We start from the raw sequence: 13,037 nt of genomic DNA on the forward strand, positions 1-13,037 counted from the left end.
AGGGTTAAGATGGCGCCATCTTCGATCAGTTACAGATCGATATCCAATATAAGTTTTGCAAGAAATCCATCGAATTATTTGGGGTGATCATGGAGTCGACGTTCTGGCACAAGCGATGGGCCGATAACCAGATCGGCTTTCACCAGGCGCAGGTGAACCCTTATCTGCAGGCGCACTGGCCGACGCTGGCGCCGGGCAGCAAGGTGCTGGTGCCGCTGTGTGGCAAGAGCCTGGATCTCGCCTGGCTGGCGGGTCAAGGCTATCGGGTGTTGGGAGTGGAGTTGTCGCGGGTGGCGGTGGAGAGTTTCTTCCGCGAGCATGGGCTGCAGCCCGAAGTCTCCAGCCATGGCGCCTTCGAGGTCTGGCGCAGCGACGCGGTGGAACTCTGGTGTGGCGATTTCTTCGCCTTGCAGGCCACGGACCTCGCCGACTGCGCGGCGCTGTATGATCGCGCTGCCGTGATTGCCCTGCCCGAAACCATGCGTGGCCGTTACCTTGAGCATCTGTCTTGCTGCCTGCCGGCGGTATGCCGGGGGCTGATGGTGACGCTGGAGTACGATCAGGGGCGTCTCGATGGGCCGCCGTTCTCGGTGCCCGACGAGGAGGTCAGGCGCGGCCTGGCAGGTTGGCAGGTGACCGAGTTGCAAGCGCCGGAAATCATCGGGCAGAGCCCCAAGTTTCAGAATGCGGGAGTGACCAGCCTGCTGGAGCGGGTGTATCACCTGCAACGCTGAGCTCGCACTGGCCGTTACTCACCCACGAAAAAGGGCGACCTGAGTCGCCCTTTCCTGTTTGCCTGTCGGATCACCCGCGACGACGCAGTGCGTCGATACGGTCTTCCAGCGGCGGGTGGCTCATCAGCAGCCCGGCAAGGCCCTGCTTGAGGCCGCCATTGATACCGAAGGCCTTCATGGTGTCGGGCATGTGCACCGGCATGCCTTGCTCCGAGCGCAGGCGCTGCAGGGCGGCGATCATCGCGCCGGTGCCTGCCAGGCGCGCGCCGGCTTCGTCGGCGCGATACTCGCGGCGGCGCGAGAACCACATGACGATGATGCTGGCCAGGATGCCGAGGATCAGTTCGGCGACGATGGTCGCGATGTAGTAGGCAATACCCTGGCCTTCCTCGTTCTTGAAGATCACCTTGTCGACGAAGTTGCCGATGATGCGGGCGAAGAACATCACGAAGGTGTTCACCACGCCCTGGACGAGTGCCAGGGTGACCATGTCGCCGTTGGCCACGTGGCCGATCTCGTGGGCCAGCACCGCGCGCACTTCATCGGGCGAGAAACGCTCGAGCAGGCCCTGCGACACCGCGACCAGCGCGTCGTTGCGGTTCCAGCCGGTGGCGAAGGCGTTGGCTTCGTAGGCGGGGAAGATCCCCACTTCGGGCATCTTGATGCCGGCTTCGCGGGCCAGTTCCTCGACCGTCTGCAACAGCCACTGCTCGTGGCGGGTGCGCGGCTGGGTGATGATCTGGGTACCGGTGCTCATCTTCGCCATCCACTTGGAGATGAGCAGCGAAACCAGCGAACCGGCGAAGCCGAACACGGCGCAGAACACCAGCAGGCTGCCCAGGTCCAGGTCGACGCCATTGGCGGCCATGATCCCGTTGAAGCCGAACAGGCTGAGGGTAATGCTTGCAACCAGCACCACCGCAAGGTTGGTGGCCACAAACAACAGAATGCGCATCATGGTTGTTACGTTCTCCTGACGGATGAAAATGTCGCTCTACTGCGGGGTATATAAGGGGGCGGCCCGGGTGATTCAACCGGCCGACTATTTCAAACTGTGTACCGGGCAGTATGACAGAGGCGCGGCAACTCGCCGGGAGATAGACCGTTGCAGGATGTAAGAATTCATCCTGGGGGAAAGGGAGCTGCGCGAGCGCCTGCAGGGCCTGCCGTACAGGCCTCTGCAGGTGTTGCCGGGCTTACTGCGAGTAGGTGCGCAGGAAGTTGCCGATGCGCCCGATGGCCTGTTCCAGGTCATCCACGCGGGGCAGGGTGACGACGCGGAAGTGGTCCGGCCATGGCCAGTTGAAGGCGGTGCCCTGGACGATCAGCAGTTTCTCCGACAGCAGCAGGTCGAGCACGAATTTCTCGTCGTTGTGGATCGGGCAGACTTTCGGGTCGATCTTCGGGAAGGCATACAGCGCACCCATCGGCTTGACGCAGCTGACGCCGGGAATGGCATTGAGCAATTCGTAGGTGCGGTTGCGCTGTTCGAGCAGGCGGCCCGGCGGCAGCACCAGGTCGTTGATGCTCTGGTAGCCACCCAGCGCCGTCTGGATCGCGTGCTGGGCCGGGACGTTGGCACACAGGCGCATGTTGGCCAGCATGTCGATGCCTTCGATGTAGCTCTGGGCGGTGTGCTTGGGCCCGGAGATGATCAGCCAGCCGGAGCGGAAACCGGCCACGCGGTACGACTTCGACAGGCCGTTGAACGTCAGGCACAGCACGTCGGGTGCGAGCGAGGCGGTACTGATGTGCACGGCTTCGTCGTAGAGGATCTTGTCGTAGATCTCATCGGAGAACACCACCAGGTTGTGCTGGCGCGCCAGCTCCAGCATGCCCAGCAGCAGCTCCCTGGAGTACACGGCGCCAGTGGGGTTGTTCGGGTTGATGATCACCAGGGCCTTGGTGTTCGGGGTGATCTTGGCCTTGATGTCGTCGAGGTCGGGGAACCAGTCGGCCTGCTCGTCGCACAGGTAGTGCACCGGCTTGCCGCCAGCCAGGCTCACGGCAGCGGTCCACAGCGGGTAGTCGGGGGCCGGAATCAGCACTTCGTCGTTGTTGTTGAGCAGCGCCTGCATCGACATCACGATCAGCTCGGAGACGCCGTTGCCCAGGTAGATGTCCTCGATGCCGACACCTTCGATCTGCTTCTGCTGGCAGTACTGCATCACTGCCTTGCGCGCACTGAACAGACCCTTGGAGTCGCTGTAGCCCTGGGCGGTCGGCAGGTTGCGGATCACGTCCTGGAGGATTTCGTCCGGCGCCTCGAAGCCAAAAGGTGCCGGATTGCCGATGTTCAGCTTGAGGATGCGTTGGCCTTCCTCTTCCAGGCGTTTGGCGTGCTTGAGCACCGGGCCGCGAATGTCATAGCAGACATTGGCGAGCTTGTTCGATTTGCTGAACTGCATGATGTGATCCCGAATGGATAAGTCGCGGGGCGCGGCCGTCAAAAGGTTTGAAAAGGACGGGGCGCGGGTGCCAGACTGATCGTCTGCACACAAGCCAACTAATATACGTGCCACCCGCGCCAGGGAAAAGACGGCGCGGAGTGAAATTCAGCCTGCCGAGGTCTACCCCATGCAAAAGATCGACAAAACACTCGAAGAATGGCGCGAGATGCTCGACCCCGCGCAGTATCAGGTGTGTCGCCTGAAAGGCACCGAGCGGCCGTTTACGGGTAAATACAACAGCGAAAAGCGTGCGGGCGTCTACAGTTGCATCTGCTGTGGGCTGGCGTTGTTCGATTCGCAGACCAAGTTCGACTCTGGCTGCGGCTGGCCGAGCTTCTACGCGCCGATCGAGGAGAGTGCGATGATCGAGATTCGCGACACCTCCCACGGCATGATCCGCACCGAAGTCACCTGCGCCCAGTGCGATGCGCACCTGGGCCACGTATTCCCGGACGGCCCGCCGCCGACGGGGCTGCGCTACTGCATCAACTCGGTGTGCCTGGATTTCGAACCGCGCGCCTGAAGGGAGAATCGACATGGCCGATGCGTTGCTGGACATCCCCTGCGTCACCCTCACGGGTGAGCAGAAAAAGCTCGGCGATTTCGCCGGCAAGGCTGTGCTGGTGGTCAACACTGCCAGCCAGTGCGGCTTTACCCCGCAGTACAAGGGGCTCGAAAAGCTCTGGCAGGAGCATCGCGGGCAAGGCCTGGTCGTACTGGGCTTTCCCTGCAACCAGTTCGGCAAGCAGGAGCCGGGCGATGCGCTGGAAATCTCGCAGTTCTGCGAACTCAACTTCGGCGTGAGCTTCCCGTTGTTTCGCAAGATCGAGGTCAACGGCCCCGGCGCCCATCCGCTGTTCGCCGAACTCAAGCGCCGTGCGCCGGGCCTGCTGGGGACGCAGAAGATCAAGTGGAACTTCACCAAGTTCCTGGTCGACCCCTCCAGCGGCAAGGTCACGCGCTACGCACCGACCACCAAGCCCGAGGCGCTGGAAGCCGATATCCAGCGCCTGCTCAGCCGCTGACGGGCACCCAGTGTTCGATCAGCGCCAGTAGTTCTTCGCGGCGAAACGGCTTGGCCAGGTAGTCGTCCATGCCCGCGGCGCGGCAACGCTCGCGCTCCTCGGGCATGGCATTGGCGGTCAGGGCGACGATCGGCAGCTCCGGCCAGCGTCCGCTCTGGCGGATGCGCCGGCTGGCCTCATAGCCGTCCATCACCGGCATGTTGCAGTCCATCAGCACCATGTCGAAACCTTCACGCTCGAGCATTTCCAGCGCTTCTGCGCCGTGGGCGGCGACCTGCACCTGGCAGCCGAGCTTGCCAAGCATGCCCTTGGCCACCAGTTGGTTCACCGGGTTGTCTTCGACCAGCAGGATATGGGCGCGGCGCTCGAGCAGGCGGCTGGCCTCGGACGGCAGTGTCTGGGCGTTCTCGCCCTGCAGGGTGCGACGCAAGATCTGGTACAGCGCGTTACGTGCCAGGGGGCGTGCCTGCTGGTGCAGTGGCGCCAGGCGCGCGGTTTCCTCGCCTGGCAGGAAGTTGCCATAGGCGGTGACCAGCAGGATCGGTGCACTGATGCCGGGCCGCAGGTCGAACAGGTGCTCGACGTCGTCGGTGATCAGCAGGTCGATGGCCATGCCGTCGAGCCGGCGGCTGTCGTCGTGGCGCTGATAGTCCAGGCCCCAGCCGGGCAGCAGGCCTTGCAGCAGCTCGGCCAGACCACTGCTGGCGTTGCTCAGCGCCACGACCTGGCCGCGTAGCGGCGCAGGCGCAACGGCTTCGGTGTGGGCAGGCAGGGGCAGGTCGGCGCTGAAGCGGCTGCCGAAACCGGTTTGCGAGAGGATATGCAGGTGACCCTGCATCGCCTTGCACAGGTTGCGAGTCAGGGCCAGGCCCAGGCCGGTGCCGCCGTACTGGCGGGTGATCCCGGCACCGGCCTGGGTGAAGGGCTGGAAGATGCGAGCCTGGGCTTCCTCGGGGATGCCGATGCCGGTGTCGCACACCTCCAGGCGTACACCGCCGACAATGCTCGAAAGGCGCACGTCGACCCGACCGAAACGTGTGAACTTGAGCGCGTTGGACAGCAGGTTGCTGACGATCTGTCGGACCCGCGTGGGGTCGCCGAGCACCGTGCTGGGAAAGTCCGGTGCAACCAGGCAGGTCAGCTCGACGCTGGGTGCGGCATTCTGCGACAGCAGGCTGGCGGTGTCCTCGACCATCGCGCCCATGTCGAAGGCAATGCGCTCGAGCTCCAGCTGGCCGGCATCGAACTTGGACAGGTCGAGGATATCGTTGAGCAGTTCCACCAGCACCTTGCCCGAGTCGTGGGCGATCGACAGCTGCTGGCGCTGCTCGGCGGTCAGGCCGCTGTCCAGGGCCAGGGCGATCATGCCCAGCATGCCGTTGAGCGGGGTGCGGATCTCGTGGCTCATGTTGGCCAGGAATGCCGCACGCGCCTGGGCCATGTCCAGGGCACGGCGGCGGGCTTCCTCCAGATCCTGGTTGGACTGGCTCAGGCGGCTGTTGCTGGCCTTGAGCTCATCGGTGCGGGCCGAGACGATATCCTCGAGTTCGTTGAGGTACTGGGTGAGGCGGTTTTCGGCATTGCGCCGTTGCTGGATCTCGGTGGCCATGCTGACGAACTGCTGGTTGGCAACCTTGACCAGCACGCCGATCTCGTCGTGTTCGTGGCCGTTGGGGTAGTCCAGGCGGGTCTGTCCGGGCTGGCGCGGATCGCTGCCGCTGAGTGCGCCGATCACCGTGACCAGTGGCTTGGTCAGCATGATGTAGAACAGCCCCAGGAGGATGCCGGTCAGTACCAGGCTGCGGGCGAAGCCGTTGAGCAGGGTGATGCCGGCACGGTCCAGGAAGCGGCCGCCGAAGGCGTAGGTGTCGACGTCCAGGTACAGGGTGCCGAGGTACTCGTCGGGCATGTGCGCCAGGAACAGGCGGTCCCTGAACTGGCGCTGCTCACCGAAGAGGAAGTCGCTGAGCGCGCGGTAGTTGTCTTCGAGGCGTGGACGGCTGACATCGGCCAGCACGGTATCGTTGTTGTCGATCAGGCGGGCGCGGATGATCGCAGGCGACTGCAACAGCCCGCCGGTCAGCTCCTGGGCCAGCTCGGCATCGATGTTGTAGGCGATGCGCGAGGCCGGGTCGTGACTTATTTGCAGCAGCGCCTGCACTTCGCGGTTGATGGACGCGTCTTCGCTGGCATAATCGATGCCGATCTGTATGAGACTGAGCAATGTCCCCAGGATGAAGCCGACCAGGACTGTCAACCGGGCTTGCTTGTATGACAGGCGATTGGTGAACTTGATATCCATGGTTCCCGAGCCGGTTCAACGCCCCTTGCGCTGCGCAAGCATAGCCGATCAGCCCCGGCTGCTGGCGGGTCTGTCTGTTGTTTCGAGCGATCCAATCGATGGGCCGGTGCGCGGCCATCGCAGCGAGTGCCCCGTGAGTGGGGCTGATCCTGCGACGGCTGCGCATCGGCCACTGAACCGGTCTTGATAAAGGAAGCTTCCATGGACACCCGCCTCATTGCATTTCTCGAACGCGCCGAATCCGTCCTCACGCGCCTCGAACCCCTGTTGCCGGCGCCTCGCCCGCAGATCGACTGGTCCTCGACCCTCGCCGCGCGCTGGCAGCGCGATGGTCGCAGCGGCTATCTGATGCCGCTGGACGTCAGCCTGGACATCCGCCTCTCGGACCTGATCGGTGTGGACCAGCAGCGTGAGCAGTTGGGTCGCAACACCCACCAGTTCATCAATGGCATGCCCGCCAACCACGCGCTGCTCTGGGGGTCGCGCGGTACCGGCAAGTCGTCTTTGGTGCGTGCGCTGCTGGCCGAACATGCCGGCCAGGGGCTGCGCCTGATCGAGATCGAGCGCGACCACCTGGCCGACCTGCCGCGGGTGGTCGAGCAACTGCAAAAGCTCGAGCAGCGCTTCATCCTGTTCTGCGACGACCTCTCGTTCGAGGCCGGGGAGGGTGATTACCGGGTGCTCAAGAGCGTGCTCGACGGCTCGCTCGAACAGGCGCCGGACAACGTTCTGCTGTACGCCACCTCGAACCGTCGCCACCTGGTGCCGGAAAAGCAGAGCGACAACGAGAACTGGAAGATGGTCGACGGCGAACTGCACCCCAACGAGGCGGTGGAGGACAAGATCGCCCTGTCCGACCGTTTCGGCCTGTGGCTGTCGTTCTATCCGTTTACCCAGGAGCACTTCCTCAACGTGGTCGAGCACTGGATCGGCCAGCTGGCGCGTCCGGCCGGGCTGAGCTGGCAGCGTACCGAAGAGCTCGACATCCTCGCCGCGCGCTGGGCCACCGGCCGTGGCAACCGTAATGGCCGCTGTGCCTACCAGTTCGCCCGCTACTGGGTCGGACTGCAATTGCTGGAGCAGAAACAATGATCGACCTCAACGCCAGTGGCAAAGGCCTCGACGGCTATGACCTGCTGGCTGCGCAAGTGCAGGCGCTGTTCGCCGACGAGCGTGATTTCATCGCCAATGCCGCGCAGTTCTCGGCTTTCCTCTATCACCAGGTGGAGGATCTGAACTGGGCCGGTTTCTACCTCAACCGCAACGAGGAACTGGTCCTCGGGCCGTTCCAGGGGCAGGTGGCGTGCGTGCGCATCCCCTTCGCCAAGGGGGTGTGCGGCGCGGCGGCTGCAACGCGCCAGACCCAGCGTGTCGAGGACGTGCATGCGTTCCCCGGGCATATCGCCTGTGACAGCGCCTCCAACAGCGAGCTGGTGATCCCGTTGGTGAAAGGCGGGCGGCTGATTGCCGTGCTGGACCTGGACAGCCCGAAGCTGGCGCGCTTCAGTGAAGCGGATCAACAAGGGCTTGAGCGGCTGGCGGCAATCTTCCTGGAATTGACCGACTGCTGAGCAAAAAACAAGGGCCGCATTTGCGGCCCTTGTTTTTTGTGTGTGGGGTCAGTCGTAGATCACGCGCTTCTTCCAGGTCTCGTCCTCGTCGGTCTTGAGCCCTTCGGTCAGCGCATTCTGATCGTTTTCTGCCGGCTCCATCTGGTCCAGCACCTGTGCGTTGGCACGGGCCAGCAGTTTTTCCAGGTAGGTGAGTTGCTCTTCGTACTGTTTCGGCTCGGGTTGCTTGCGCAGGTACTGCACGCCACGCTCGAATGCCAGGCGTGCGTGCCCCGGCTGACCTTGCTGCAGGGCCTGCTGACCGAGGTTGTTGAAGAACTCGATGTGCAGCAGCACCAGGATGTGGCGTATTTCCCTGACCCAGTACTTGCCTTCGTTGGACTGCAGGAAGTTTTCCTGGGTGGCGCGCACGATCTGGTTGTGCAGCGACTCGAGCAGGAAACGTACGTCCTTGGCCTTGACCTCGGTCTGGATCGGGCTGGGCGGATTGTTCACCGGCAGCTTGTCACCCTTGGCAATCAGTTCCTCGAGCTCGGCGATGCGTGCCTTGAGGCCGGCATTGTGCTTGTCCAGTGCCAGCAGGCGCTGGTTGAGGTTCAGTTCCAGGCGGGTGAGCAGCAACTTGAGGGCCGGAGTCATCAGTTGGCCGGGGAAGGTCTCGGTGATCTCGCCGCAGCGACGCAGGCGTTCGGCGAGTTCGACTTTCAGGCGGGCGCGCTCGAGCTTGGCGTTTTCCACGACATTATTGAGGTAGCCGATCACGATCAGCAACGCGATACCCGCCACGATGAGCAGGGTGATCAGAAGTGGTGTCACCGTTAACGCCTCACGAAGAAGTTTTGCATCATTGAGTGTAGTGAGTTCACCCGGGGGCGAACAGTACAGCCTGGCGGACAGTCCGTTGGCTGGGGTCCATGATGTAGTGTCGGCGCAGGTGCGGAAATCTGCAGTGCTGGCACTTTGATGCGAGCTTGCCGGGCCAGCGTCAGAAAATCAACGTCAATCCCCGGACGTACGTTACGCCGCCGCACGGGAAAGACGGAAGTCATTGATTTAAATAAATTTCCATAAAGGGGTTGACGGCTTGTCGAGGCATCCATAGAATGCGCGCCACTTGCAGCGTAAAGCACACAGCGAAGCGCGGCAGGGAGTGAAAAGATGTAGCGTGTCCCCTTCGTCTAGTGGCCTAGGACACCGCCCTTTCACGGCGGTAACAGGGGTTCGAGTCCCCTAGGGGACGCCAATGCGGGAATAGCTCAGTTGGTAGAGCACGACCTTGCCAAGGTCGGGGTCGCGAGTTCGAGTCTCGTTTCCCGCTCCAGTTTCCACAGCACTGCCCCTGGCAGGGTTGGAAAAGAAATCCAGAGTCGGCCGCAAGGCTTTACATCTGGTGCGCTGAAAAGCGTTGGGCATGTCCCCTTCGTCTAGTGGCCTAGGACACCGCCCTTTCACGGCGGTAACAGGGGTTCGAGTCCCCTAGGGGACGCCATTTGCGGGAATAGCTCAGTTGGTAGAGCACGACCTTGCCAAGGTCGGGGTCGCGAGTTCGAGTCTCGTTTCCCGCTCCAGTTCAATACTGTGGCGTTCATTGACGGTACAGCGGTGGTGAAGGGCTTTTGTCGCTTCAGGCCAGATGCAGTTTGCTTCACATTGCGGGAATAGCTCAGTTGGTAGAGCACGACCTTGCCAAGGTCGGGGTCGCGAGTTCGAGTCTCGTTTCCCGCTCCAATTCAAAACGCCACTTCATTGAAGTGGCGTTTTTTTATGCCTGCAATAAAGCTGGCGGCAGAGGCGCTGCAGGTCATCACGACCCGCAGCCTGCCGTGATCAGTGGCGCTCGCCCTGATCGGGTGCGCTCAGCAATTGCTTTTCCATGTTCCAGTCGAAGGGTTCTTCATTCTGCTCGGCTTCGTAACGACGCTCTTCCAGGGTCTGGTACAGGTCGAGTTCTTCGTCGGGCATGTAGTGCAGGCAATCGCCGCCGAAGAACCACAGCAAATCGCGCGGGACCAGGTGGGCGATCTGCGGGTAGCGGGTAATGACCTGGCACATCAGGTCCTGGCCCAGGTACTGGCTTTCCAGTGGGTTCTGCGGCAGCAGTGTCAGCAGCTCATCGAAGCGCTCGAGGAACAGCGCATGGCTTTCTTCCGGCACTTGCTCGGCTTCGCCCAGGGCCACCAGGATGGTGCGCAGGTGTTGGAGCAGTTGCAGGTGGTACTCCAGGTGGGGGTTGGCCATGGGGCGATCCTTTGGTGTTGAAAAGGGGCCGGAGTATACGCAGGTTTTGCCCCAGGGGGCAGACAGGCACCGGTTCGCCAGGCACGTACAGCGCCAGCGAAACGGTGCCCGGCTCGCTAGCGAACCTTGCCCTCGGTGGCCAGCAGTTGCTCCTTGTCGAAGGCGTCGACATCGATCACCGCACGGCGCGCCGCCTCGGCGGCCTGCAGCTGGTCGCCTGCGCCAGCCTGCAGGGCTCCGGCCTGCACGGCGGCGTCGATGACCGACTGGCCGGGTGCCGGCTGCACCTTGCCGTCCTTGAGCGCCTGGTGCAATGCCTTGTGCAGCGGCGCTGCATCGTCCAACAGGTCGCAGGCTTTCTGCAGGGCAGCCACCGGATCACCTTCGGCCTCGGGGCGGAAGCAACCTGCCAGCAGTTCTTCCAGGGCCGGATCGCCTTTTGGTCGACCGATCAGCTCGGCCACCTCGGCATCCAGTTCATCGCTCGGCCCGGTGTGACGGCGGCCAAAGGGGAAGACCAGAACCCGCAGCGCACAGCCGATGAAGCGGTTGGGGAAGTTGTCGAGGAGTCGGTCCAGGGCTTTCTCGGCCTGGCCCAGGCTTTCCTCCAGGGCCCAGCGCAGCAGGGGCTGCATATGCTCGAGAGAGCCGAGGTCGTGGTAGCGCTTGAGCGCCGCCGACGACAGGTACAGGTAGCTGAGCACATCGCCCAGGCGTGCGCTGAGGCGCTCGCGTCGCTTGAGCGCACCGCCCAGCAGCATCATCGACAGGTCTGCGAGCAGGGCAAAGGCCGCGGCCTGGCGATTCAGCGCGCGGAAGTAGCCCTGGCTGAGGGCGTCGCCCGGCACTTTCTCGAAGTGCCCCAGCCCGATGCCGAGAACGAAGGTGCTGGCGGCGTTGCTGGCAGCGAACATGATGTGCTGCATCAGCAGGTCGTCGAATTCGTTCAGCGCCTGCTCGCGATCCTCGCGCCCGGCCAGGGCCATTTCCTTGAGCACGAAGGGATGGCAACGGATTGCACCCTGGCCGAAGATCATCAGGTTGCGCGAGAGGATGTTCGCGCCCTCGACGGTGATGAAGATCGGCGCGCCCTGCCAGTTGCGCCCCAGGTAGTTGTTCGGGCCCATGATGATGCCCTTGCCGCCATGCACGTCCATGGCGTGCTGGATGCATTCGCGCCCGCGTTCGGTCAGGTGGTACTTGAGGATGGCCGAGAGCACCGAGGGTTTTTCGCCCAGGTCCACGGCCTTGGCGGTGAGCAGGCGGGCGCTGTCCATCAGCCAGGCATTGCCGCCGATGCGTGCCAGCGACTCCTGGATGCCTTCGAAGGCCGCGAGCGGCACGTTGAACTGTTCGCGGACGCGGGCGTACTGGCCGGTGACCAGGCTGGTGTACTTGGCGGCGCCGGTGCCGACGGCGGGCAGCGAGATGGAGCGCCCGACCGACAGGCAGTTCATCAGCATCATCCAGCCCTTGCCGAGCATGTCCTTGCCGCCGATGAGGAAGTCCAGCGGGACGAACACGTCCTTGCCGCTGTTGGGGCCGTTCATGAAGGCGGCGCCCAGGGGCAGGTGGCGCTTGCCGATCTCCACGCCCGGTGTGTCGGTGGGGATCAGCGCCAGGCTGATGCCCAGTGATTCCTCCTCGCCCAGCAGGTGATCCGGATCGTAGGCCTTGAAGGCCAGGCCCAGAAGGGTGGCGACCGGGCCGAGTGTGATGTAGCGCTTCTCCCAGTTCAGGCGCAGGCCGATGACCTCCTCGCCGTTCCACTGGCCTTTGCAGACGATACCGGTGTCGGGCATGGCGCCGGCATCGGAACCGGCCAGCGGGCCGGTGAGGGCGAAGCAGGGGATCTCGTCGCCGCGGGCCAGGCGTGGCAGGTAATGGTTGCGCTGTTCATCTGTGCCGTAGTGCAGCAGCAGCTCGGCAGGGCCCAGCGAGTTGGGCACCATCACGGTCGAGGCCAGGTCGCCGCTGCGGGTGGCGAGTTTCATCGCCACCTGGGAGTGGGCGTAGGCGGAGAAGCCCTTGCCGCCGTACTCCTTGGGAATGATCAGGGCAAAGAAGCCATGCTGCTTGATGTGCTCCCAGGCCTCGGGCGGCAGGTCGAGGTCCTGGCCGATCTGCCAGTCGCTGACCAGGGCACAGAGCTGCTCGGTCGGGCCGTCGATGAAGGCCTGCTCTTCGGCGGTGAGTCCGGGAGCCGGGTAGTCGAGCAGGGTGTTCCAGTCGGGCTGGCCGCTGAACAGCTGGCCGTCCCACCAGACGGTGCCGGCGTCGATCGCCTCGCGTTCGGTCTGCGACATGGGCGGCAGGGTGCGCTGGAACCACTTGAAGATCGGCCCGGTGAACACCTGGCGGCGCCAGGCCGGCAGCACCAGCAGCGCGACCTTGGCGGCCAGTACCAGCCAGATCACGGTCAGCAGCCAGCCCGGGGCGTCGGCGAAGATGCCCATCAGCAGCACGTAGGCGGCAACGATCCCGAGGATCTGCAGCGGTGCCAGGCGTCGATGGGTGAGATACGCGGCGCCGATCACCAGCACCACCAACCACAACAGCAACATAGTCCTTCCTCCTTGGAAGCTTGGGCTCGAGCCATTGCGCATAGCTTAGACGCGATGCGAGCGATGGCCCGTCCTGAACAGTGACAGGGTGTGGCGGCAGGAGTTTCAGGTACAGCTGCCATCACTGTGGAGTAGACTGTCCACCCTCTGCAT

General features: G+C 63.5%; 11 protein-coding genes and 5 tRNA genes. 10 read left to right on the forward strand and 6 right to left on the reverse strand.

Features of this window, described 5'->3' with window-relative positions:
• Nucleotides 1-89: 89 nt before the first annotated feature.
• Nucleotides 90-734 (forward strand): thiopurine S-methyltransferase, encoded by a 645-nt coding sequence (locus AC1TXO_RS08160; protein WP_486405843.1) that lies wholly within the window; start codon nucleotides 90-92, stop codon nucleotides 732-734.
• A 70-nt stretch (nucleotides 735-804) separates the two neighbouring features.
• On the opposite strand, the gene htpX is transcribed toward AC1TXO_RS08160, so the two are convergent.
• Both htpX and AC1TXO_RS08170 read right to left on the reverse strand, forming a co-directional pair.
• Nucleotides 805-1,692, reverse strand: coding sequence for a protease HtpX (gene htpX, locus AC1TXO_RS08165; RefSeq protein ID WP_486405844.1), 888 nt, complete (start codon nucleotides 1,690-1,692; stop codon nucleotides 805-807).
• 238 nt (nucleotides 1,693-1,930) lie between these two features.
• Nucleotides 1,931-3,142 (reverse strand): pyridoxal phosphate-dependent aminotransferase, encoded by a 1,212-nt coding sequence (locus AC1TXO_RS08170; protein ID WP_486405845.1) that lies wholly within the window; start codon nucleotides 3,140-3,142, stop codon nucleotides 1,931-1,933.
• A gap of 169 nt (nucleotides 3,143-3,311) precedes the next feature.
• Between AC1TXO_RS08170 and msrB the strand changes: the two genes are divergently transcribed.
• Together msrB and AC1TXO_RS08180 are read left to right on the forward strand one after the other, a co-directional pair.
• Nucleotides 3,312-3,707, forward strand: coding sequence for a peptide-methionine (R)-S-oxide reductase MsrB (gene msrB, locus AC1TXO_RS08175; protein WP_486405846.1), 396 nt, complete (start codon nucleotides 3,312-3,314; stop codon nucleotides 3,705-3,707).
• Nucleotides 3,708-3,720: 13 nt separating this feature from the next.
• The gene (locus tag AC1TXO_RS08180; protein WP_486405847.1) at nucleotides 3,721-4,209 is read left to right on the forward strand and encodes a glutathione peroxidase; all 489 of its coding nucleotides are present in this window, start codon (nucleotides 3,721-3,723) and stop codon (nucleotides 4,207-4,209) included.
• Here the strand turns inward: AC1TXO_RS08180 and AC1TXO_RS08185 are convergent.
• A complete protein-coding gene (locus tag AC1TXO_RS08185) occupies nucleotides 4,199-6,511 on the reverse strand; it encodes a response regulator (protein WP_486405848.1) in 2,313 nt (770 codons plus the stop codon). The genes AC1TXO_RS08180 and AC1TXO_RS08185 overlap by 11 nt on opposite strands.
• A 201-nt stretch (nucleotides 6,512-6,712) precedes the next feature.
• Here AC1TXO_RS08185 and AC1TXO_RS08190 point away from each other — a divergent pair, with 201 nt between their 5' ends.
• The gene (locus tag AC1TXO_RS08190; protein WP_486405849.1) at nucleotides 6,713-7,603 is read left to right on the forward strand and encodes an ATP-binding protein; all 891 of its coding nucleotides are present in this window, start codon (nucleotides 6,713-6,715) and stop codon (nucleotides 7,601-7,603) included.
• On the forward strand, nucleotides 7,600-8,082 hold the full coding sequence (locus tag AC1TXO_RS08195; protein ID WP_486405850.1) for a GAF domain-containing protein: 483 nt from the start codon (nucleotides 7,600-7,602) through the stop codon (nucleotides 8,080-8,082). Before AC1TXO_RS08190 ends, AC1TXO_RS08195 begins: the two co-directional genes overlap by 4 nt.
• Before the next feature lie 48 nt (nucleotides 8,083-8,130).
• Here AC1TXO_RS08195 and AC1TXO_RS08200 read toward each other — a convergent pair whose 3' ends face one another.
• The gene (locus AC1TXO_RS08200; protein WP_486405851.1) at nucleotides 8,131-8,898 is read right to left on the reverse strand and encodes a hypothetical protein; all 768 of its coding nucleotides are present in this window, start codon (nucleotides 8,896-8,898) and stop codon (nucleotides 8,131-8,133) included.
• A 351-nt stretch (nucleotides 8,899-9,249) separates the two neighbouring features.
• On the opposite strand from AC1TXO_RS08200, the gene AC1TXO_RS08205 reads away from it, so the two are divergent.
• From AC1TXO_RS08205 to AC1TXO_RS08225, 5 genes are all read left to right on the forward strand, one after another.
• Nucleotides 9,250-9,325 (forward strand) — tRNA-Glu (locus AC1TXO_RS08205).
• A gap of 2 nt (nucleotides 9,326-9,327) precedes the next feature.
• Nucleotides 9,328-9,403 (forward strand) — tRNA-Gly (locus AC1TXO_RS08210).
• 92 nt (nucleotides 9,404-9,495) lie between these two features.
• Nucleotides 9,496-9,571, forward strand: a tRNA-Glu gene (locus tag AC1TXO_RS08215).
• 3 nt (nucleotides 9,572-9,574) lie between these two features.
• Nucleotides 9,575-9,650, forward strand: a tRNA-Gly gene (locus tag AC1TXO_RS08220).
• An 84-nt stretch (nucleotides 9,651-9,734) separates the two neighbouring features.
• Nucleotides 9,735-9,810: transfer RNA gene (locus tag AC1TXO_RS08225), tRNA-Gly, on the forward strand.
• Between the two features lie 99 nt (nucleotides 9,811-9,909).
• On the opposite strand, the gene AC1TXO_RS08230 is transcribed toward AC1TXO_RS08225, so the two are convergent.
• Entirely contained in the window at nucleotides 9,910-10,320 is a 411-nt protein-coding gene (locus tag AC1TXO_RS08230; RefSeq protein WP_486405852.1) for a PA2817 family protein, read from the reverse strand.
• A 116-nt stretch (nucleotides 10,321-10,436) separates the two neighbouring features.
• On the reverse strand, nucleotides 10,437-12,884 hold the full coding sequence (locus AC1TXO_RS08235) for an acyl-CoA dehydrogenase (protein WP_486405853.1): 2,448 nt from the start codon (nucleotides 12,882-12,884) through the stop codon (nucleotides 10,437-10,439).
• Between the last annotated feature and the right edge of the window lie 153 nt (nucleotides 12,885-13,037).

This window comes from Pseudomonas sp. FA117, assembly GCF_057370475.1.